The sequence below is a fragment of the Microbacterium esteraromaticum genome, assembly GCF_900163815.1.
GTDB classification, from domain to species: domain Bacteria; phylum Actinomycetota; class Actinomycetes; order Actinomycetales; family Microbacteriaceae; genus Microbacterium; species Microbacterium esteraromaticum_B.
The window spans coordinates 73,180-96,055 of record NZ_FUKO01000029.1 but is presented as its reverse complement, the minus strand read 5'-3'; the positions used below and the strand labels follow the sequence as shown (position 1 = coordinate 96,055).

Genomic DNA, 22,876 nt, shown 5'->3' with positions numbered 1-22,876 from the left:
ACATGACCGACCACAACAACGTTCGCGACACCGGGGCGACGCGGGCAGCGCGGAGGTCTGCAGCTGAGCAGCAGAACGCGAGCCGTCCGCACGACCTTGCCCGGCAGATCGTGATCATCTCGACGACTGTCTTCATGCTCATCGCGGCAGTCATCGGAGCGGGGGTCCTCGGCGGAACGCCGGTGCAGGACCTGCAAGACGGCGCGCTGGGCGCTGACGGCTCGTATCTCGCGCCCGCAAAGAATGCCTTCAGCATCTGGAGCGCGATCTACATCGGGTTGATCGCCTATGCGATCTGGCAGGCGCTGCCATCGCAGCGGGCGAATGCGCGACAACGTGCCATCGGCTGGTGGATCGCCCTCACGATGGTGCTCAACGGGCTCTGGCTCGTGACCGCGCAGTTCCTCACGCTTTTCCTGACGGTGGTCGTGATGGTTCTGCTTCTCGTCGCGCTGGCGTACACGTTCCGGCTGACGGTGGTTGTTCCGCGCGAGCGGTGGACGGATGCTGTGCTCATCGGCGGCGTCACGGGGCTGCACCTGGGCTGGGTCACGCTGGCCACGGTGGCCAACGTCTCTGCGTGGTTGACGCAGATCGTGCCGCAGAGCTGGGCGGATGCTGCGGCCGCCTTCGGCGTTACGGTGCTGATCGTCGTCGGCCTGATCGGCCTCGCCATCGGCTGGCTGTCTCGAGGACGGATCATGCCGGCGGTCGCCATCTCGTGGGGACTGACATGGCTTGCCGTCGGGCGCCTGACCGGCAAGCCGGCGAGCGATACCATCGGCATGACGGCGATCGTGGTCGCGATCGTGGTGTTGGTGGGCTCGCTGGTCTTTCTGGTGGTTCGGCGGCGTACGCCCCTACGTTCTTTCTAGATTCCGCGCGAGTCAGCGGACTCGGCTGCCCGCTGGTCAGCGGATTCCAACGCCCGCTGGCTGACGGCGGCGTTCAACTCGCTGAGAGCGAGATCGCCGTGCACAGCGGCGCCCGTCATCATTCCCGAGGCACTGGATGCGACGACCATCGCCATCGGCTGGCCTGCGTTGCCCGCGACCCAGACTCCAGAAACTGCAGTCTGACCGCGCGGATCGACAGGAATCTCGGCGCCGAACATGCCCTCTCCGGCAATCCCGCCGAGCATCTCGTAGAGCTCGGTGCGGACGTTGAATCGCGGTGAGACGACGACCGCGTCAGCGTCGAAGAGCGAACCGTCTTCCATCTCCACCGCGCGCACTCGCGTATGTTCCATGCGCAACCGCCGCACTCGTGACGTCACGACGTCGACCTTCAGGGCGGCGAGTTGTTCCCATTGCTCCGCAGTGGGAACGCTGGCCTCGTGGAGAAAGAGAGTGACGCGGTCGCTGAGCTGGCGGAACAACATCGCCTGATGCAACGGCACATCCTGTCGCGCGAGGATGGCGATGCGCTGGTCGCGCACCTCCCACCCGTGGCAGAACGGGCAGTGCAGCACCGTGCTCCCCCACCCGGCGGCAACTCCGGGAACATCCGGAAGGTCGTCGACGAGGCCGGTAGCGAGGATGACTCGGCGCGCACGTATTCGCTGGGCGCCTTCCCCCACCTCGACGGTGAAATCATCGATCTGTCCCGACACGCGGCTCACCCGCCCCGAGACGATCTGCACGCCGTACGATTCGGCTTCGGCACGGCCGCGCGCGATCAGCTCGAGCGGCGCGATGCCCTCGTTTCCGAGAACATTGTGCGCGCCCTCGGCGGGCGCATTGCGCGGTTCACCCGCGTCGACGAGCACAACGTTGCGGCGCGAGCGCGCAAGGGCGATCGCGGCGGCCAGCCCGGCGGGCCCTCCACCGATCACAGCCACATCTGTATCTCGGGTCTCGAGACTTTCGCGCGACGGACGGACGGCGGTCCACACCACTCGACCCGAGCGGAACGCCGCGTCCGACGCACCGCTCGTCAGTTCATCGGGCCCGCCTTCATTCGTGGCCACTTCTTCTGTCGGGTCATCGGGGAGGCCTGCATGCTGCAGCATCTCCAGATAGCGGATGCCGGTGGCGGTATCGCCTCGTGCCACCATGTCGTGGACGTGCCGTTGCAGGGAGACGAACCCGGCATCCGCCAGAAGTTGCGCCCAGTCGTGTTCTCGATGCCTACCGTGCACTGCCTGCCCGTGGTGCCGCTGGTCGGCTGCGCTCGAGTCGTCACCGCCCGCAACACCGGATTCGAAGCTCTCGTCACCCATCATCTCGGTGAGCACGAAGACGCCGCCCGGATGCAACGAGGCGAACACCCGCCGCAGTGCTTCGGCAGGATCGTTGAGGTGATGCAGCGAGAGTGATGCCCACGCGAGGTCGATGCCGCGGGGAGTCTCTGCCGTCCAGTCGTCGTTCAGGTCGACGCGGTGCGTGTGGATGCGATCGGTGACGCCCACTGCGGAGGCTTTGGCGGCTACGCGCGCCAAGAGCTCGGCTGAGACGTCGACGGCGTGCACGGCGGCGGTCGGAAAATACTCGGCCAGTGCGACAGCATCCGCTCCGGTGCCGGAGCCGAGATCGACGATCGCGGCGGGGGCCGCGCCGAGAGCGCGGGCTGCGTATTCGAGGGCTGCCGCGCGCACGGGGATGCTGAGTTCTGCTTCGAGCTCGAGACGTTCGGCGAAGCCTTCCGGCAGCGAGCGCCACGGTTCCGGTGCGGAGTGATGATGGTGAGAGGTCATAGAGGAGACGGTACGCACCCTTCCCTTGAAGTGCATAGACTCTTGCATATGACGCAAGATTTTACGGAGTCCATCGTCCGGCAGCGCATTCGCGGTCTGCGCGTCGCGCGAAGCTGGAGTCTCGATGAGCTCGCCGCGCGCTGCTTTCTCTCGCCGTCAACGCTCAGCCGGATCGAGACCGGTCGCCAGCGGATCACTCTTGCGCAACTCGTCGATATCGCGAAGGCACTGGGTACTTCTCTCGATCAGCTCGTGGAGCCTGAGGGCGACGACGACGTCGTGATCCGCCCTGAGCCCACGTCGAGCGGCGGAACCACGTACTGGATGCTGTCGCGCGAACGGGATCGACGCGGCGTCACGATCGCCAAGATGCGCATCACCGAAGAGCGCGAAGCCAACGAGCCGCAGGTGCATCCCGGCTATGAATGGTTCACCGTGCTGAGCGGAATCGTCAGGCTCCAACTTGGCACGAGGACGATCCTGGTGCACCCGGGGCAGGCTGTGGAGTTCTCCACGATGACTCCGCACATGCTGGAAGCGCACGATGGCCCCGCCGAACTGTTGACCATCTTCGATCACGACGGCGAGCAGGCGCACCTGCCGGGGCACCGGCACTCGGTCGGGTGACTCCCGGCGAGTATTGCGCTGTCCGGACGTGCTTTAGCCCGACGGCTAATCGCTGCGTCGGTACGCACGTTCATTGACGATGACTTCTGGTCCTTTTCGAGTAACCCGCGTCGTTCGCAGCGACGAAAAACCGTTTTGTGATCTCTTTGGGTTGCGGCATCCCCGGGATCGCAGACTCACTAATCACAAAAACGTCCCCGAGCGAGTCGGGAAGCGTGTGTGGCGGTATCCGGGGCTCGAATCCACCAGGCCTGCATCACCGTCATCGAGCGCGCTCGATGCACGACTACGGGGAGGCGGTGCCCTGCTATGGTCGCCTGAGTGCTACCAGCGCTGCACGAAACAAATCGAAGACGATTCCTAATTCTTGCTGCTCACCAGCAACGCCGGTGCACGTAATTGACGCCATTGATGGTATGCAATCGGCCAAGAACTAAAGATCGCTAAATTATCAAAGAGGATGATACGGAATGCAACCCAGTATTCAGACCGCTCACCCGCCCGCGCGCGGGCGGCGACCAATGGCATGGATAGCGGCGGCGGCACTCACGCTTCCGGCAGTAATGATGCCCACCGCGGCACACGCCGCGCCCTATGCGCCTCAAGACGCCATCGAGGCAATCGAAACGGGCACATTCCTGCCGAGTTTCGAGCTTGAGTTCGCGAACAAAGTGAGTGATGCGAATGCCTACGAGCACGTACGCCACCTCGCGGTAGATATCGGCCCCCGCGTCACCGGCACCGCGGGCGAAGATGCCGGACTCGCCTACGTGCAGTCGGTCCTTGATTCTTACGGGATGGAAACCCGCAACGAAACGTTCCGTGTCGGGGTGAGCAGTTTCGCAATGGCTACCTCAGACCGCGAGCTCCCCGCCGGGCCCAACTGGCAGTTCGGGGTTGCATCAAATGCCGTCTTCACCGGACCCGACGCGCCGGTGACCGCCGGTGTTGTAGATGTCGGCAATGGTGCGGATACGACGGGTTTCGACTTGGCCGGCAAGTTCGTTCTCGTCGATTGGGTGTCATCCGCTGCTGCGCGCAACGTTCTCATCACGGCGCTGCGCGGCGAGAACCCCGCCGGAATCATCTTCACCGCAACAGCCGACAACGCCTCTATTCCGCGCCTGTCGAGTGTTCCTGCCGCAGCACAAGACATCCTCATGATGGCCGCCGGCACCGTGCAGGGCGAACGCATTCGGCAGGTGCTCGAATCTGGGCCACTTGAGCTCAGCATCACCACCGACAAGAGCCGCGACACTGGCTCAAATGTGATCGGAGTTCAGAAGGCCGCTGGTGACACCGACGGCACCGCGCCAATCATCTACATTGGCGCACACATCGACTCCGTGATCGGCAGTCCTGGCGCCAGCGACAACGGGTCGGGCAACGGCATCATGCTCGAAGCAGCTCGCATCTTCAGCGAATATTCGCTGAACACCGAGATTCGTTTCGGCTCATGGGGCGGTGAAGAGGGCGGCATCCGAGGATCGAGCCACCATGCCAATCAACTTACTGCTGACGAGATCGAACGGTCGATCGGCGCCTGGAACACTGATATGACGGGCACGTCGCATGTGGGAACCGACGAGCGGCCCTTCGGCTTCTGGGGTTTGAGCGTGAATCCCGATAATGCCGACAACGCCGTGCTGAACTTCGCGAGTGCTACCTCGGTTCAAGCGGGATACGGAGATTTCAACCGAGGATACGTCGGTCGAAGCGACCACCAGTCGTTCCATGACGTCGGCATCCCAGCGGCTGTATTCAGCTGGATGTACTGGTCAGAGGCGGACTCGATCGTCCTCGAGCCCGCGTACCACAAGCCCTCCGACACGATGGAGTTCATCTCGCAGGAGCGCTTGGGCATTGGTGCAGAGATCATCGGAGCATCCGCCTTCCGCGCCGCGATGAACACGGTCGATATCACCGTCGCAGACGAAGCCGGAGACCCCGCTTCAGGTGCGAGGGTCGCTATGTCATGCGGAGCTGACGAGGGTTGGCGAGACGCGGGCGTGACAACGGACGAGGGCACGACCTCGGTCCTCACCCCGAACACTGATTGCACGTTCGTCGCTCTGGCGTCGAACCGCGCGAACGCGTTCACTGTGGGCGAGATCAGTGGAGACACCTCCATCGAGCTCGCTCTCGTGCTCGACACCGCAGCACCTGTGGTCGGGATTGCAACCGACATCGATCCCGCTGTGACTGGCTGGTTCACGGACAAGCCCGTCACCGCTTCGGTGAGCGCGACAGACGACACCGATGAGGCTCCCGTCACGGAGTTTTCAGTGAACGGTGGCGAATGGGCGCCGTACACGGCTCCGTTTGCGCTTGGCGACGACGGTATCTACGTCGTCGATACACGTGCCACTGACGGCGCTGGCAATGTTGGAGCGGCTTCAGAGATCGTGCAGATCGACACTCTGGCACCCGAACTGGAGGTATTGACAGAAGGCGCAACGCGTGGAAACTTCACTGTGCGGTTCTACGACGAGACCTCCGGCGTAGAACGGGTCGAGTACCGTCTGCCCGGTGGAAAGTGGACTGGCCTAGGCGAGGACGGCACTGCAGAGGGCGGCGTGTGGGGCACGATCTCACAGCAGCTTGAGCTCGACGACGAAGCGGTCACTGTCGAATTTCGCGCCCATGACGTTGCGGGCAATGTAAGCGCATTGGCAACGCTGGAGATCGGTGCTGTTGCATCGACTCCGGGGGTTTCTCCGGACCGGGAAACGGGACAACTCGCAGTTACGGGTGCGAACCTTCCGTGGCTTGCAGGATCCATCGCCATGCTTCTTCTAGCCGGCGGGGCGATCTTCACGATTCGCCGAAACCGTGAAGGCAAGCTGGTGGCTGACGCCTGAGGCTGAAGCAACTTGAATACGGGTAGGGAGCAATCCGCTGCGGATGTTCTCTACCCGTATTTTTGCGCTAGGTGCCTGCCCAGATTCGCGGATGGCCGGATCAAATCTCACCAACGAAAAATCGCGGAAACCCTTGAGTTTCCGCGATTTTTTGGTCGGGCTGACAGGATTTGAACCTGCGACCCCTTGACCCCCAGGTACCCGGTTCAGGCCTTTTCCTTGATTTTCCGGGCTTCTCTGCCCCCCAGAAGCCCTGTTTTCACCTCATGCGTTGCATGGTTTGCATGGTTCTGGTCCCGGTTTGGTCCCGGTCAACACAGCTTCCGCAATGCCGCTCCGACGTTTACGCGGGGTTTACGTGGGAAGGTGCGCGGCCTCTTTTGGACAACAGACTAATCTTCGGAGGCGGCTTCAGGCTCGGCTTGCGGGTCCGCGCCGGTCTCATTGTCGATCAGCCCGAAAGGTGCGGTCGCAGGATCGCGTGTGTAACGGACGACGATGTGAGGGTCGACCGCGATCGGTGGGGTGTTATCAACGATGACGATCTGGGCGCCTTGGCCTGCGGCCGCGAGCCAAGCTTCGACGTGGTTGTAGAACCGCTCGACGAGGTGGATGTCTGCGAACTCTGCATCATCGGCAAGCCCACCCAGGTTCTTTTGCGGGGTGTCGATCATGAGGAATCCGGGGTGTGCATGATTCGACTCGTAGGCCGTCTCGAATACCGCAAGCATCCATGCGAGTGTGACGAGGACTTGACCTCCGCTACTGGCCTCCTTGAAGTGCTGGCCGCGAACGTAAGGCACAAGCTTGTCGTCGAGATAGGGCGGGAGCACGCCGGGCTCGTCAACCTTGGGGTAGTTAATCTCATGGAGGATCGTCGAATAGCGAGCGGAGACTGAGCTGATCACTGTGGAGCGGTCTGGGCGATCCTTCGTCTCGCGTTGTTCCTTCCGAAGAGTTTCGAGATTCCGGCGGGCGATGTCGTAGGACGTGAGTCGAGCCTGAAGGCCGGTATGGAGCTTCATGCCGTTCGTGACCTTGTTCCGCAGGACAAGAGTGGCTTGTCGGCGCCGCTCGAGTTCGGTGCGTTCCCCGAGGAAAGGGCTCACGGCTGTTCGCGTAGCGTTGTCGAGCTCCGTGCTGGCTGTCGACTCGGCTTCGGCAGCGTGCAACGCACGCTCACGGAGGCGTGGCAATTCCTCATTCAGCCTCTGCCAGTAGTCGTCGAGTTCCTTGTATCGACGGTTGGCAGCTCGCAGCTCGCGTTTTGCCAGTTCCGCATCGGCGCTCGCCCTCGTGAAGGCATCGGTACCTTCTTCTCCCTCGGGCTTCACCGGCTGGTGGCAGAGGCTGCAGGTGCCGTCCGATCGGATCTCCTGCTGAGGTAGTGGATTGAAGCAAACAGGACAGATGGTCACGTTGAGTTCGTTGAAGACGCTTCCCGCTTCGACAAGCAGAGTCAACTTGCGGACGTCGTCCGCATATTGCGCACGAAGGCTGGCGAATCGATCAATGAGAGAGACACGGTCTCTGACAAGGGCATCGGCTGCCGTCGCCACCGTGGTGAGATTGGCGTGCCGCTGTCGGAGTTGCGTCGCGAAGTCTGATGCGGCTCTCTCTCGAGCGTCAAGCTGGTTGAGTGCCGTCGTAACCTCGGCGAACTCCTTGTCGAGGTCCTCTGCTTCGATCTGAAGTGCTTCGATCGCCTTGGGTTCCTGCTGTTCGACGAATTCCTGCAGGGACTCAATCGACCGTCTCTGGAACTCAAGTGCGGTCTGGGCGTCTCGTACTCGCCGAGCGAGGTCGGCTTGGTCATTGTCGTGCACGCCAAAGATCGCGTCTACAACCTGGCGAAGCTTGAGTTCCTTCATGTAGTTGCCAGTGTGAAGTAGCTGCTGGCTGCCAACTCGCTCGTTGTAGTAGAGGCAGAGCCACATGAGGTCGCGGAAGCTAAGTCGATCAGTTCCGGAATCGTCCTTGGTGGGCGCCTCCTTAAGGTTCACATCCTGAAGTCCGACGGTAGCGAGCAGCCATTGGGAGATGCTGTCGGGGTCGCTAATGGGTTCGACAACATGGCGAACTCCAGTGACCTCGCTCAGCTCATCGATCGGGGACGGATAGAGAGTGACGTTCTTGCCGCCGAGTGCGCGCTCCAGGGTGAAGATGCCGTCAGGCGTCTGAATCTCGAGGAGCACTGCCCGAACCTGACGCTGCACCTCCGAGTGGCTGGGGTAGTCCCAAGCTCCCATCGCGTAGTCGATGAAGCGAAGGACCGCGGTCTTCCCGGTGTTCGTCCGGCCAGCGATGATGCCAAGGGGACGGAGGATCGCGTGCGTCTCATCGAAGAAGTCGACGTCGTAGGGTTTCGTAATACCGAGGAGGCGGAGCCTTCGGATACGGATTCCGCGCACAGGCGCGGAATCCGCCGGGTCCTCGGCAGCGGGCGGCGTCGGTGTCGTGGGGTCTTTATCGGCCATTGGGATCACCCTGGTTGTTCTGGAGGCCCGTGACAGCATCGGAGCCATCCGGGTCGCCGGCGGAGACCCCGTAGAGGTCAAGGACGAGCGACGGGGTGCGCAGCCACCTTCTTGCACTTGCCGCGAGCTGAGGTTCCGAAAGCCTCTTGAGGTGCTGATGCACGACACGCACCGATTCGCGGTACTGATCCGCGTAGAGCGCGCTGAATCTGTCAGCTATTTCTGCCCCTCGTTCGGTGGATCCAAAGCCACCGCCGCGCGGCACCACGAGGTCGTATGCCACGAGGAGGGACAGGTCGTGCTGAAGACGCTGGCGCCTGTTGGCGAAACGCGACCCGGTCGAGGCATACGAGAGTTGGCTCTCATCGAATGAAGCGCGGTGCAAGCGGGCCCGGTCTCGAACGTTCGCCTCTTCGATCATCGCGAAGGGATTGGCCGCGAAGAAGTCGTAGTAGCCGATGCGCTCCAGATCGAGCCCTTTGACATCTGCAGGCGCAACTTCGGCGAGAAGGATGATGAGTTGGGCGAGTCGGAAAGTAGTGTGATCCTCGGGGGCTGTAATCGCCGTCGGGGTTTCCTCGCCATGCCCGCTGTGGAGGAAGAGGGAGCCTAGGGAGTCGTTCACGACTCCGCTCCTTCTGTGGCATCCGTAGATAGTGAGTCGACAGTTGCGGAGTTACCGGACTCGGCATGCTCGCGCGCAACGTCTCTCCAGTCATGCACCCATCCGGCACGAGTGTCGTCGACGATCCGGTGCATCAGGCCAGAACTGTGAACGGGCCGCAACGGTAGCCCGTCTGGCGCCTTGATCGCTCCAGCCTCTCGCATCACGGACGCGAAGAGCTTCCGTGCGGAGCCCGTGTAGTCGCTGGCGCTAGGTGTGGTGGCAGGGTCGGCTACCGCGAGCTCCCAGCTTCCCTGGAGCGTCGCATCGATCTCGTCGACCGCGGCAAGTTGAGCGGGGACGGCTCGTGCCGCCACGTCCCTGACGAGGAGGTCTGCATTGAAGAACGCGTACCGCTGTGCGTCAAGCTCAACAATCCCGGCCACTTCCATCTGTTTGACGAATAGAGCTTCGTCGTATCGCGGAGTCCCGGCTCGCGGGGCGAGCAAGGGCGGCTCCGCTTGCAGTGCGGCCGCGTGATTTTGAAGCACCGAGGCATCCTTGCTGGGGCCGTAGAACTCTTCCCAGACGGCGCGGGCGTCCGGCGACATTAGCTTGCGACGTAGCCGAGATGCATCCCACAGGTCGAACTGCACGTCCGGGTAGGCCTTCGACCACTCTCGGACTTTGTTGTCCCACCATTTCTTCTCGGGCGCGCTGAGCTCACACGCAACGCAGAGCATCCAGGCATCTACGCGGTAGTGGTTCGCCTTCGCATGCTTCATGGCCGAATCGAAGGACTCGCGAATCTGCTGCTTCTGAGAATCGCCGATCTTGTCGTAGAAGTATTTGGACTGCCAGATCATGATCGACTCTGCCAGGCTGCCCACCATGACGTCGATGCCCCAATCCCCAGGGTCGGGGCGGATGTCCGTCGCGGTCTTGTACTCGACTGCAATGAGCGCCGAGAGCATCCTCTGGAACAGCACCCGACCGCCGTCGTCGCTCCCAGCGGCCATCGCATGCACGCGGAAGTCGATCATCGAAGGTTCAGTCATCGGCTTCCTATGCTGTCTCTGCCAACTCCTCTTGCACGGATAGGGCTTCCGTACCAGTGGCCTCATCCTATCGGGAGCCTCTCCCAGCCCCTTCGGCATGGGCGACGCGACCCGCCGACCCAATGCCCGCTGGGTCGACGTTGGGCGAGGGCATCCCAGTGGCAACCACGTTCAACTTGCCAGCCCAAAGGCTTCCTCGAGGTAGTCGGCGGTAGCCGGGTTGACGGTCTCGTTGCGGCGCACATAGTGCTGCAGGGTGATGATTGGGTCGGAGTGGCCGAGCAGGTCGGCGGCGAGGTTGATACCGGCGGCGTCGTTGATCGTCGTAGCGACCGTGCGTCGGAAGCGGTGCGGGGTGACGCCAGCGATGCCGGCCTCGTCCATGATGTCGCGGAGGCGACGGCGCACGTTGTTCGTGGTGAATGGCGTCCCTGCCCGCGTGGCGAACAGCAACTCTTCCGGATCGATGCTCGACACCCTCTGAAGACGCGCGCGCACGGCGCGCAAAGCGAAAGCAGGGAGCGCGACACGCCGCACTGAGCGGGCGGTCTTGGGGTGGTCTTGCCGGTGGGTGGGCTCGCCGCGACGGCTGACGATCGTGCCGGCGATCCGCACTGTCGGGATCGGGCCGTTGAGGTCGAGGTCCTGTAGGCGTATTGCGAGGACCTCGCCGATGCGGGCGGAGGTGCCGAGCATCACCTCGACGATGTGCCCGAGTTGCTCGTCGGGTCGGGGTCCGGCGAGGATCTCGCGCTGCTCCCACTTGCGGATCGCGGCGCGGATGCTCTTGATCTCGTCTGGGGTGAAGGAGTCAGGGATGCGTGGTGGGCGGCGCAGCCGGGAGACGTGGTCCATCGGGTTGCGTGGGATGATCTCGTGCCGCACGGCCAGGCCGAGCGCGAGCCGCAGTACGACGCGTGCCTGACGTGCCCGGTTGTAGCTGAGCTTGGCAAGCTGCTTGAGGTAGTGGTCGCAGCGGGAGACGCCGATCTCTCGGAGAGTCAGGTCTTTAAAGAAGGGCAGCACCAGGGTGCGCATGTTCCGCTCGTAGAGCTGCCTGGTCGTGCGCGAGAGCCGGTCTTCGACTTCCATGTCCTCGAGCCAGTAGTCCACGAGGGCGGGGAACGAGCTGTCGGCGCTCATCCCGGTGAAGCCGGGATGGAACAGGGATCGCTCGGAGAGCTTCTTCTTGAGCTCTCGTTCCGCGGCCGGCCGGGTATCGGCGGTGCATTGGACGTGGCGACTCTTGCCGTCCCAGTCGCGGTAGCGCGTGCGGGCTTCGTGCCGGCCGCCGGGGAGCCTTCGGTGCGCGATCACGCCGTAGGTGCCAATCGGGGTGCGGGGTCTAGCCACGAACCAAAACTCCCTCGCTGCGGAGCGCACCAGCCGCGTAGCGTCGGGATGCTCTGGAGAAGCATGCAGATGGACAAGGACGCTCGGGATGGTGCTCAGTACACATCCGTCCAGTCTGTTCGGACGAGACCACTCGCCCCGCACCGAGCAAGTTGGAGCGGCAACACGCCGCTCGGATAAAATACGCACACAGTTGCCTATCATGTGCAAGGCTTTTATCCATGAAGGCGATCGGTGAGAGCTTGCCGTCGACATTTACGACGGAGATGGCGCGGGCGCACGGGGTACACCCGCGTGACCTGTATGCCTGGCGGGATGCAGGACAGGTCGTGGAGCTCTCCCGCGGCGTGTTTCGCCGTGCTGACGCGCCACCGGCGTCGTATCCGGATGTGCTGGCGGTCGCGTATCGGTCGCCGCGGGCGATCGTGTGCTGCGTGTCAGCGGCCGCGCTCCACGAGTTGACCGACGAGATGCCGCCCGCGGTGCAGATCGCGGTGCCGAAACGCTCGCACACCCCCGTGATCGACTATCCGCCGGTGACGGTGTTCCGCTTCGAGGAGACCACGTTCGAACTCGGCCTGTCGTCGTTCGAGGCGGGGCCGGGCGAGGCAGTGCGAATCTACGACGCGACGCGCACGGTAGTGGACCTGATGCGGTTCCGCCGCCGGCTCGGCGAGCCCATCGCGCACGCCGCCCTGAACCGCTACCTGTCCTCCCCCGGAGCGCGACCCGCGCTGCTCCTGCAGTACGCGGAGGCGCTGGGCACGTTCGGGCCGGTGCGCGCTGCTCTGGACGTAGCGAGCGCCCGGTGAGCCGGCCCACGCGAGACAGCACGGCAGGACGTGCATATCTGGATCTGCAGAACCGTGCCCGCCGGGAGAAGCGCGGCACGCAGGAACTACTGACGATGTATGTCGTGGAACGGTGGCTGGCACGCCTCTCCCACTCGCCCTACGCGGATGACTTCGTTCTCAAGGGCGGGATGCTGCTGGCGTCCTTCGGAACCCGCCGCCCCACCGTCGATGCCGACGCGCTGGCAAGGAACATGGCATCTGACGAGGTAACGGTCGCCCAGCGTGTCGCCGAGATCGCGTCGCTTGAGGATCCGGACGACGGTGTGGAGTTCCTGCCCAGCACGGTCACGACCGCGGTGATCCGTGACGACGCGCTCTACTCCGGCATTCGGGTGACGATGGGCGCGCAGCTTGTTACCGCCCAGGTGAAGCTGCGTCTCGACATTAATTTCGGAGACCCGGTCACCCCGGCACCCCGCCTGGTGGAGCTGCCGGCGCTGCGCCCAGATGTTGCACCGATCCGGATCCTGGGCTACCCGATCGAGACGGTGCTGGCCGAGAAGCTGGTCACCGCAATCGACCTGGGGCGGGCCAATACTCGCGTGCGGGACTTCGCCGACATTCACATCCTCACCGGCACACAGAGCGTGCGCTGCAATGCGGTACGCGCGGCGGTCGAGGCGACGGCGGCTTTCCGTGGCGTCGCACTGACTCCCTTGTCGCAGGCCACCGAAGGTCTGGGCACCCTGAGAGCAACGACGTATGCCGCTTACCGCAGTGGCCTGGGATCGACTGTGCAGGGGCTGCCACAGCGGTTCGTCGATGCGATCGCCGCTGTCGTTGCATTCATTGATCCCGTGATCGACGGGCTCGACGGCGAAGCCGTGTGGGAACCATCGACGCGCCGGTGGGAACTCGAATGAGCAGTCATCTCTGCCGATGTCTAACCGTGCGCAATATCAGGTGCCCCACAGGCCGGATGATTCGTTTGACCAAGCCACTTTTGGAGGATTGTTCGGATGGCTCGGATTAGGACGTGGGTGACCACTACCCGAGAAGACGTCGGCTCCCACAAAGTTGTGCGGATGGTGCCGCCCGACGGGGCTGCGGTTGATGCTGGCGTGACGTGGGCCGCTGCCGCTGTGCCCCGTCACTACGTGGCTGCGGATGAGATCGCGGCGGTGCTACGCGAGCTCGGCAAGCCCGAGGCGGCGAAAGTTCTCAGCGGAAAGCTGCCGGTCAGCAAGCGGACCCGGTCGGGTGAACTCGGGGAGATCCTCGGCACCCAGTACGTGGCTCGGGAGCTCGGCTACCGCATGATCGCACGCCTGCGGTGGAAGGACAGCCGCGATATGCCCATGCGCGGGGACGATCTTCTCGGCGTTCGCATGGTGGACGACGACAAGCTTGAGTTCCTCAAAGGCGAGGCGAAGAGTCGTGCGAGCCTCTCAACTTCGACACTTGACGAGGCAGAAGCAGCCTTGCTGAGCGAGCACGGCCTGCCGACACCCCACGCGCTGATGTTCGTTGCCGCGCGTCTGCGCGAGATGGGCGAGACGAAGCTGCACGTGAAGATCCTCGCCGCCCAGCTTCGTGGACGCATCCGACCGAGCGACGTATTGCACCTGCTCTTCACGTTCTCCGGCAACAACCCTCTCAAGTTGTTGCGCAATCACACCAAGGCCTACAAGGGCAAGATCCGCCGACTCGGTGTGGGGCTACAGGTCCCAGAGCACCAGGCGTTCATCCGTCGAGTCTTCGAAGAGGTGATCCGTGATGCCCGGACGCGTTGAGGATCTCGAAACCGCGATCGATCGGGCAACAGCGTCCGGCTTCCGTGGGCGACTCCTTGCCCGTGGAGAGGCGCGCGCAATGATATGGCGCGATGGGGCTCTCCCAGAGGACGCTCCCCCATTTGACGTCCTACTGAGCCACGATCTCCTCTCCTACGGTTACGCGCTTCTGGAGCACGGACTGGAGCTGAGCGATCTGGAGGGATCTGCCGAAGTGTCTCGGCGGGCGTTCGAGAACGCAGCGTCAGCGATCGAATCGGTCATCGCCCGCGGGGAGGCGACGCCAGAGTTGAGTTTTCATCGGGTGGTGGCCGCAGCAGGCTTTCATCTCGCACGATACTCAGCGCGGGCCTATTCCCTTCTGGCAGCGACGCGTAACGATCAGAACGTGTCCCCCACCGAGCGATCCTTGGTGCTGCTCATGCTCCGGGATCTGGACACCCTGACGAGGCTCGTCTCTGGAAGCCGCGCGGATGACAAGGCGTCGGATGCGAGCCTTGCCGAGGAGTTGCGTTCCACGCTCGATCCGGACAACGGTAACGACGACCTTGAGGGCGGAGCCGATGTCCTGGATGTGGTCGACACCGCGATGACCGACGCGTTCATGGGTGCGATCAGCGTGGCCATGTTGGCGTTCGAACGTGGTGAGCCTGCTCTCCTCACGGACGCCATTGCACGGCTCGAGGTGGGAATGCGCGGCGCGGCCGCTCTGAGCATGGTGCCGCAGTGGTGGTGTCATCGGCTGGCGATCCACCTGCTGCGGGGCCTGTGGGAGTCCAGCTTCCACGTGGTCCTGCCGACGGGTCCGGGAAACGGGGACGCTGGCGACTGGGATCGCCTGCGCGCCACGTTCATCGCCTCGCTCTTCCGCCGACGGCGCTCCGAGATCGACCTCTGGCCCTCCCAACTGGAAGCCGCGTCACGGGTACTCAATACCCAAGACAATCTCGTGCTCTCCTTGCCCACGAGCGCCGGCAAGACTCGCATCGCAGAACTGTGTATCCTCGCGACCCTGGCCGAAGGCAAACGCGTGGTGTTCGTCACCCCGCTCCGGGCGCTGTCCGCACAGACGGAGACCGCTCTGGAACACACCTTCGTCCCTCTCGGCAAGACCATCTCGTCCTTGTACGGCACCACTGGGGTCAGCGATGTCGACGAGAGCATCCTCCAGGAGCGCGACATTGTGGTCTCAACTCCCGAGAAGCTCGACTTCGCGCTCCGCAACGATCCCGGTCTACTCAACGATGTCGGGTTGATCGTGCTCGACGAGGGACACATGATCGGAGCGAACGAGCGGGAGGTGCGGTACGAGGTCCAAATTCAGCGACTTCTCCGTCGCCCGGACGCGAAGACTCGTCGCATCATCTGCCTCTCAGCGATCCTGCCCGAGGGCGATGAGGTGAAGGATTTCGTCGGTTGGCTCACCGACGATGAACCCGATGGATTGATCAGTAGTGACTGGCGTCCCACCATCCTCCGGTACGGAGAAGTCGTCTGGCGCGAAGACAACGCGAGGCTGAACATCACTGTCGGCGGTGAGGAACCGTATGTGCCCCGGTTCCTCACCGCGGAGATCGTCCCCAGCAAGCAACGCAAGCTCCCTTTCCCGAAAGACGCGCAAGAGCTGACTCTGGCCACCGCCTTGCGCCTGGTCGACGATGGCCAGACCGTCCTGGTGTTCTGCCCGCTGAAGACGTCCGTCAACGCGTTCGCCAAGCTGGTCGTCAAGCTGGCCCGGCAAGGCGCGCTCCGCAATGTCTTCGACGGCGACCCGACTGTCCTGAACACCGCACTCAGTATCGGTGAAGAATGGTTCGGGGCCGACCATCCTCTCCTTGCCTGCCTACGCATGGGTGTCGCCATCCATCACGGCTCTCTGCCAGGGCCCTACCGCAAGGAAGTCGAAAAACTTCTGCAACAGGGAGAACTGAAGATTACGATCTCCTCCCCCACGCTGGCGCAGGGACTGAACCTATCGGCGAGCGCGCTTGTGGTGCATAGTCTGTGGCGCAACCGGAAGATCATTGACGCCGCCGAGTTCCGCAATATCGTCGGCCGAGCCGGACGAGCGTTCGTCGACTCATCCGGACTCGTGGTGCATCCGATGTTCGAGCCCACCCGACGAGCACGACAGAACTGGCAACAGCTCGTCGAAGATTCCCAGTTGCGGGATATGCAGAGCGGACTCGTCCGACTCCTCACCACCATGCTCAAGAGAATGTCCGACAGTCTCGGCGAGGTCGACTGGGACGACTTCACTGAGTACGTCACGGGGCTTGCCGACTGGTCCTTCCCAGCAATTGCCGCCGAAGACGAAGAGACCGCGAGCGAAGCCATGAAAATCTGGCCGGGCCAACTCGCGAGCCTGGACTGCGCGATCCTCGGACTGCTCAGCGACTCCTCCGTCACAGAGCAGGATCTCGGCGCCGCGCTCGATGCAGTTCTCGCTTCATCGCTGTGGGCACGGACAGTCGCTCGCTACCAGGAACCTGTGCGCAACGCCCTGCGGACAGGTCTCGTAGCCCGAGCTGGAGTCATCTGGCGGACCACGACTCCGGATCAGCGGCGCGGCTATTACCTGGCCGGCGTTGGCCTCGCGACCGGCCGGGATCTCGATTCAAATGCTGAGCAACTCAACCGTCACCTGCAAATCGCCGAAGCAGCCATCCAACTCGGCATGGACGACGAAGCGATCGACGCGATCACCCGCTTCGCCAGGATCGTGCTCGATATCTTCCCCTTCACTCCCAAGACTCGACCAGACAACTGGGAGGAGATCCTGGTCGGGTGGCTGCGAGGGCGCCCTGTCGCAGACATCGCGGCGGACGACAGCCTCGAAACGGCTGAGTTCATCGAAGACACCCTGGCATACCGACTCCCGTGGGCGCTCGAAGCCGTCCGTGTCCGCGCTGCAGCACATCCCACTCCCGATGCATTCCCCTGGGACCTATCCAGTCCGGAGACCGGACTGAGCGTCGCCGCTGTAGAAGCCGGCACCCTGAACAGGGCCGCGTCGACACTGATGCGAGCAGGCTTCGCCTCACGATCGGGAGCGCTCGCCGCGGTGGAATCAACCGGAGCCGAGTTCTCGACGCTTGGCGGGTTACATGAGTGGATGACGTCCGACGCGACACAACTCGCAGCCGGAGACACAGCGTGGCCGACTCTGACCACCCACGAACTGTGGATGAGTTTCGCCACGCGCACTGTCACGTCTCGCCAGCGAACGTGGGTTCATGAAGTTCACGAGTCGATAGTGACCTGGATTCAGGACTTCCAGCCTGGCTCCGGCGAGCCATACCGGGCGCTCCCCCATGCGGACGGAACAACCGTGATCGAGTCAGCAGATGGTCGTCAAGTCGGGGTACTGGTCGCGCACCTGAACCCGCGCCGTCAGGGGCTGCTGAAAGTCACTGGGACCGGAGTCGGCGGTGTCGTCGAGCTCGACTACCGGGGGCCGTCCGACCTTTTTGCGTAGACGCCCGCCCCTCAAGGACTCCAGAGGGCGTCGCCATGACTCACTCCTACCTTTCGGTCATGGATCGGTCACCGGCCGGCGGGCCTCATGATGAGCGAGATCGTGGAATGTACGAGGTACAACAGACACATGATCTGGCGAGAGGAGGTCCCGTGCGCGAGCACCCTCGGGGCGAGGCGCCGCCGATGAGGTGGGAGGACCTGTCGGCACGAGCGGGCCGGAACGACAAGCCGGCGATCCTGCTGACGGCGATCGCGATGGACGTGCTCACCGATCCGCAACAGATCAGGATTGGCCTCGAGGACGCCTGGACCACCTGCGAATGGCCCGGCCGCGCGGCCGACTACGACGTCTGGCGGTACGCGTTCGACGTCGCCGGCGCCGACGGGAAGTACCTCCACGAGCACGAGCTGCGCGATCTCTCGTCGGTGCCGGAGACGCTGCCGCTGTATCGTGCGGCGACGGAAGGGCACGAGCTGGGGCTGTCGTGGACGACGAGCTTCGAGCGGGCGCACTGGTTCGCGACCCGGATCGGCGCGGTGTCCGGGCACGCACACCAGATCTTCGAGATCGACGCGCCGCGCGAGCTGGTGATGGCGTACTTCCACGAGACCCGCGGCGAGAGCGAATACGTCATCGACACGAGCGGCCTCCTGGACGACGACTTGCGCGTGGTGGAACCAGCGGAATGGGAGTACCTCCTCGAGCGCGAGCGGGATGCCGCAGCGCTTGCCTCGTTCGAGGCCGATGGTGACGTGGTGGAGCTGTCGATCGAGGAGTCCGTGCGGGAGCAGCTCGGACTGATGATCGACCACCTCGCGTCCACCCAGACGGGCTCGTACACGCTGGACGAGGCCACTGAGCTTGTGCTGTCGGTGCCGCACAAGCTGACCGCGGACGTGCTGGGTCCGGTGCTGGAGGTTGTCGAGGATCTTTATGCGCACGGGGATCCGAGCCGTCGGGTCTCGCGCTACACGATCGCGCAGGCCGTGCGCCACACGCTCGATGAGACGGAGTAGGCGGCCGCTTCAGCGTCCGGTGCCCACGTAGTCGACCCCGGTCTGCTGCTGGGGCGTCAGGTCCTGAGCACTCGCGCCGTCGGGCGCGGCGAGGCGTTGCGAGAGCCGGGCACGGACTGCGCGCAGACGGTGGACCCGGCGCCGGCCGGCCTCGATGGGTGGGAAGAGGAGGAACTTGCTCGCGTTCCACAGGAAGAGCCAGAAGGCGAGGTAGAGCCATCCGGGCCAGCCCAGCTCGACCGCCCGGGCGCAGCCGATGGCGAGGGCGAGGTAGCTGGCGCCGACGAGGAGTGCGGTCCCGTCGCGCTTGCCGCCACGGCGCGTGCGCAGGTAGTCGAGGAAGATGTTCGTCGGCATCCAGACGCGCATGAAATTGCGGACGCGGACGCTCAGGACCAAGAGCAGATAGATCAGCACAGCAGACTCCTCATCGCGTTCTCCGGGGCACAGTCCCGAGTGGGCGGTGAGGCCTTGTGCGAATGAGGTCTTCCCCTTGCGGGGCCACCATGCCAATCCCGCAAGGGCCTGGCACGGTCAATGAGTCTTCCTACCGCTGATTTGAGGATACGCCCCTCCTCCGACGTGCGGTAGAGGGACGGCTCAGAGCTCCCGCACCGGCGCCTCTCGGCTCGGTGCCGAGCCGAGGTCCATCTCCGAGACTTCGCCCAGCTCTCGGACGGCGGCACGGGCACGTTCATAGTCGACGCGCTGCGCGTCACCCTCCGGGATCGACCCGAGCGCACTCGAGGTGGCGGTGATCCCGTAGCGGTCCCGATACGCGGCAACCGTGGTCAGATGCAGCAGGACCTGCTTCTGCTCGGCAGTGCCCGCGCCTGCAACGTTCAGGTGCTGTACCCACGGCGGCTGCTCGACGATGGCCGCTTCGGCGAGGGTGCGTGCGCGCTGGAGGATGAGTGCCTCGCGTTCGGTGAGGGCTCGCTGCATGTCCTCGACCATCGGCCCGCTCGCCCTGGGGATGAGGCCAGCGATCAGCTGGCGCTGACGCGCGGCTGGCTGGTAGCGGGCGGCGACGACTTGGACGCGATAGCGCAGCAGCGAGCCGAGGTCGTCGACGCCCTCGAGGCCGCCGGCGCGGATGACTCGCGGCAGCAGGTCATCGATGTTGTGCCCTTCGGCTTCCAGGCGGCGCAGCTCGGTGGTGAGGATGCCGTAGGCGTCGGTGTCGATGAGCTCGTCGATCGTGGACTCGTCGAGGCCGCCTTGCTCCAGGAGGGAGATCCATCGCTCGTGCTGGGCGGTCTGCGCGATCGTGTCGTACTCGCCGGCGAGCTGCGCGATCGAGGCCCATTCGTCGTGCTCAGCGGTGATCGTCTCGTGCGCCGACAGCTCGGCGCCGGTGTGCTGCAGGATGCCGAACAGGATCGACCGGGCAGTCATCTGCAGGTCGGCACGGTGCTGATGCTCCTCGAGGTGCTGCTCGTCGGTGGCCACGTAGACCCGGTTCGACTCGCGGCCGCGGGTCATCGCGACGTACAAGGCCTCGCGGGTCATCTCCGGGGAGGACACGACCGCGTGCGCCGTGTCGACGTTCGCGCCCTGCGCACGGTGAGCGGTGATCGCGTAACCGAGCTCCACGTTCTCGGCGACGTAGGCGGCAGGCAGGGTGAGCGTGGTGCGCCACCGGGATTTCTCGCGGCGCAGGGTGAGCGACCCGTCCTCGTTCGCGGTCGTGACGATCCAGCGGTCGTTGTTCTTCACCCAGCTGCGCCCGAGAGCTAGGCGGCGGTCGTTGCGGCGGGTGATCACGATGTCGCCCCGGGATGCGCGGGTGCCATCGTGCAGGCGGATGCCGCCTTCCTCGACGAGACCGGCGAGGACTCGGTCGGTGCGGGCACGGTCGTTGAGGTCGCTGACGGTCTCGCGGGCTTCGGCGATCAGCACGCTGCTCTTGCCTGCCCGCTGGTCGGCGAGCCATCCCTGGTAGGCGGCGTCGAGGACGCCGTCGCGGTCGGTGCCGGTGACCCGGTCGTGGGCGAGGTAGCTGTCGATGACGTCGGTGTCGCCGATGCGCAACTGGAGGGACGCGCGCTTCTCCCACACGTTGCGGAACCGTCGCACGTCCAACAGCTCTGGGGCGTCATCGCGGGAGCGCACGAGCAGTCCGAACGAGCCGCCGGCGTCCACGGCCTGCAGCTGGGCCCAATCGCCCACGAGCAAGACCTTCGCACCGACCTCGGCCGCATGGGTCGCGATGTGGTCGAGCGCGAACGTCCCCGCGAGGGACGCTTCATCGATGATCACGAGCTGGCCGGGCTTGAGGTCCCAGCTGCCTTGCTTGTGCTCGTGGATCCATTTCGCGGTGTTCTCCGTCGGGATCCGCAGCTCCTCGCCGAGCACCTGGGCGGCCGCGGCCGACGGGGCGAGTCCGACGACAGAACCCCTGCCGTGGCTCGATTCCCAGGCCTGTCGGAGCGCGCTCATAGTCGTGGTCTTTCCCGCCCCCGCCGGCCCCACCAGAACGTCGACGACCCGGGCGGAGACGGCGACCTTCGCAAGCGCGTCAAGCTGATCCGCCGACAGCGCCCGCCGCTTCCCGCTGGCGCGGGATGCCCGCTCCACGGCGGCCAGATCGACCGTGGGAGCGGTCCGTTGCTCGGCGAAGGCGAGGAGTCGATCCTCCGCCGCGAGGACCGCCTCCGAGGAGTAGACGGTGGACGCCTTTGGCCGGAACACGCTCGCGCCGTCGGCTCGGCGGAACGTGGCGGGGCTGGAGGCGAGTTCGGGCGGGGTGAGGCGCAGCGACGCGGCCTCGGCGCCATCGACGATCAGGCCGACGACCGCCTCCCGGTCGGCGGTGGAGACGAAGCGCAGATCCATCGTCTGCCGGACCGCTTCGGCATGGAGGTTCCACCGTCGCCACGTCGAGCGCCGGTCCGCGACCTGCACCACCACGACGTGCGCAAGGCGATCGATCTCCTCGAGATCGACGTCATCGGCACGCAGCAACGCGTCATGCGAGCCCGCAGCGACCACCTGTCTTGCCCAGCCGACGGGGTCCTCGTCCAGGACGCGTCCGGCACGGCCGCGCCACTGGCCGGTCAGCTCGGCGAGGGAGTGCTTCTGCTTCTCCGGCCGCGTCTCCAGGGTGGCCTGCTGGCGGATCTGCCACAGCATCTTCCGCGACGGCGCCCGACCATGTCGCTCGGTGTACTCGGCCACCAGCCGGTCCTTACTGCGCTCAATGTCACGGGTACGAGAGGAGAACTCGTCCATCAGCGGCTGTGGGACACCGGCGATCTCCCACGCCGTCATCCGGCCCGGGCCGCGTTCTCGCGCCTCCCATCCCACCCCGAGCAGCCGGGCGAGATGGTCCGACAAGAGCGCGTTGTAATGCTCCGATAACCCGCTCACCGCGGCATGCAACGCGCGTGAGTCGAGGGTGCGCCACTTCCTGTCATGGGCGCCCTGCACGCGGTTGGCGACCACAACGTGCGTGTGCAACTGAGGATCGGCGGCCCGGGAGTCGTAGTGGTCGTAGGCGGCCCCGACGACTCCGCGCACCTCGACCTGCGCGACCGCGCCTCGCGGACCCGCAGCCCCGACCCGGGTCATCGCGACGTCACGTTCGACCAGCTCGATCACATCACGCATCGCGGCGTGATGCGCTTGCGCGATGAGGGCCTGGGTGCCCGCATCGGCGACGGCCCACAACGTGGACACGGACTTCGGCGCCGAGAACGTCAGATCGAACCCGGCTACCGGCGCGCCGGTCGGCTTCGCGTGCTCCTCAGCCTCGATCATGACCCGCTGCTCGGCCCGCTCAGCGGGGCTCAACGTGTCAGGGAGACCCGCGATACGGCGGTCGACACGCTCCTGCGTGGTCGCGAACTTCCGGTACGGGCGCCCGAGCTGGCTGCCGGTCACGGGATCCTGCCCGAAGCCCATCAGACGACGCAGATGCGCCTCGGTCACATCAGCCTCGGTATCAAGACCGTCGAACCCAGACGAGCCCGCACCGACCCAATGACCGGGCGGAGTCCCGGACTCGTTGTAGTACCGAGTCAGCGCTTGTGCCGCGTCGCGTTGCCCGTCTCCGGCGACGACCGAGTCCAGCAAGTAGCGATAGCCCTGCCCCGCGCTCATCACTCGGATCGAA

At 64.6% G+C, this 22,876-nt stretch carries 15 protein-coding genes; 8 read left to right on the top strand and 7 right to left on the bottom strand.

Annotation, left to right across the window (positions count from 1 at the left end; all coding sequences use genetic code 11):
- Positions 1-2 precede the first annotated feature (2 nt).
- Positions 3-875 carry a tryptophan-rich sensory protein gene (locus tag FM104_RS11630; protein ID WP_087132407.1) on the top strand — a complete coding sequence of 291 codons (873 nt, stop codon included), beginning with the start codon at positions 3-5 and terminating at the stop codon, positions 873-875.
- On the opposite strand, the gene FM104_RS11625 is transcribed toward FM104_RS11630, so the two are convergent.
- Positions 872-2,695 (bottom strand): FAD-dependent oxidoreductase, encoded by a 1,824-nt coding sequence (locus FM104_RS11625; RefSeq protein ID WP_179206772.1) that lies wholly within the window; start codon positions 2,693-2,695, stop codon positions 872-874. The two genes, FM104_RS11630 and FM104_RS11625, sit on opposite strands and share 4 nt — an antisense overlap.
- 48 nt (positions 2,696-2,743) lie before the next feature.
- On the opposite strand from FM104_RS11625, the gene FM104_RS11620 reads away from it, so the two are divergent.
- Complete coding sequence (locus FM104_RS11620) at positions 2,744-3,322, top strand: helix-turn-helix domain-containing protein (protein WP_087132405.1); 579 nt, start codon at positions 2,744-2,746, stop codon at positions 3,320-3,322.
- A 521-nt stretch (positions 3,323-3,843) separates the two neighbouring features.
- Positions 3,844-6,183 (top strand): M28 family peptidase, encoded by a 2,340-nt coding sequence (locus tag FM104_RS11615; protein ID WP_179206771.1) that lies wholly within the window; start codon positions 3,844-3,846, stop codon positions 6,181-6,183.
- Positions 6,184-6,575: 392 nt separating this feature from the next.
- Here the strand turns inward: FM104_RS11615 and FM104_RS11610 are convergent, their stop codons facing one another.
- From FM104_RS11610 to FM104_RS11595, 4 genes are all read right to left on the bottom strand, one after another.
- Positions 6,576-8,699, bottom strand: coding sequence for a DNA recombination protein RecN (locus tag FM104_RS11610; protein WP_179206770.1), 2,124 nt, complete (start codon positions 8,697-8,699; stop codon positions 6,576-6,578).
- Entirely contained in the window at positions 8,650-9,285 is a 636-nt protein-coding gene (locus FM104_RS11605; RefSeq protein ID WP_087132402.1) for a hypothetical protein, read from the bottom strand. Before FM104_RS11605 ends, FM104_RS11610 begins: the two co-directional genes overlap by 50 nt.
- Positions 9,282-10,322, bottom strand: coding sequence for a hypothetical protein (locus tag FM104_RS11600; protein WP_087132401.1), 1,041 nt, complete (start codon positions 10,320-10,322; stop codon positions 9,282-9,284). The genes FM104_RS11605 and FM104_RS11600 overlap by 4 nt, the downstream gene beginning before the upstream one ends.
- A 171-nt stretch (positions 10,323-10,493) precedes the next feature.
- Positions 10,494-11,675, bottom strand: a complete 1,182-nt coding sequence (locus FM104_RS11595) for a tyrosine-type recombinase/integrase (RefSeq protein ID WP_087132400.1) — start codon at positions 11,673-11,675, stop codon at positions 10,494-10,496.
- 221 nt (positions 11,676-11,896) lie between these two features.
- Here FM104_RS11595 and FM104_RS11590 point away from each other — a divergent pair, with 221 nt between their 5' ends.
- The 5 genes from FM104_RS11590 to FM104_RS11570 all read left to right on the top strand — a co-directional run bounded on the left by FM104_RS11590 (position 11,897) and on the right by FM104_RS11570 (position 18,759).
- Entirely contained in the window at positions 11,897-12,487 is a 591-nt protein-coding gene (locus FM104_RS11590) for a type IV toxin-antitoxin system AbiEi family antitoxin domain-containing protein (RefSeq protein ID WP_087132399.1), read from the top strand.
- On the top strand, positions 12,484-13,392 hold the full coding sequence (locus FM104_RS11585; protein ID WP_087132398.1) for a nucleotidyl transferase AbiEii/AbiGii toxin family protein: 909 nt from the start codon (positions 12,484-12,486) through the stop codon (positions 13,390-13,392). The genes FM104_RS11590 and FM104_RS11585 overlap by 4 nt, the downstream gene beginning before the upstream one ends.
- Positions 13,393-13,509: 117 nt before the next feature.
- Positions 13,510-14,262 (top strand): DUF1837 domain-containing protein, encoded by a 753-nt coding sequence (locus FM104_RS11580; protein WP_256971632.1) that lies wholly within the window; start codon positions 13,510-13,512, stop codon positions 14,260-14,262.
- A gap of 388 nt (positions 14,263-14,650) precedes the next feature.
- The gene (locus tag FM104_RS11575) at positions 14,651-17,740 is read left to right on the top strand and encodes a DEAD/DEAH box helicase (RefSeq protein WP_256971631.1); all 3,090 of its coding nucleotides are present in this window, start codon (positions 14,651-14,653) and stop codon (positions 17,738-17,740) included.
- Positions 17,741-17,892: 152 nt separating this feature from the next.
- Complete coding sequence (locus tag FM104_RS11570) at positions 17,893-18,759, top strand: hypothetical protein (protein WP_087132395.1); 867 nt, start codon at positions 17,893-17,895, stop codon at positions 18,757-18,759.
- Positions 18,760-18,768: 9 nt separating this feature from the next.
- On the opposite strand, the gene FM104_RS11565 is transcribed toward FM104_RS11570, so the two are convergent.
- The gene (locus FM104_RS11565) at positions 18,769-19,176 is read right to left on the bottom strand and encodes a hypothetical protein (RefSeq protein WP_087132394.1); all 408 of its coding nucleotides are present in this window, start codon (positions 19,174-19,176) and stop codon (positions 18,769-18,771) included.
- 183 nt (positions 19,177-19,359) lie between these two features.
- Positions 19,360-22,863, bottom strand: coding sequence for a MobF family relaxase (gene mobF / locus FM104_RS11560; protein ID WP_087132393.1), 3,504 nt, complete (start codon positions 22,861-22,863; stop codon positions 19,360-19,362).
- Between the last annotated feature and the right edge of the window lie 13 nt (positions 22,864-22,876).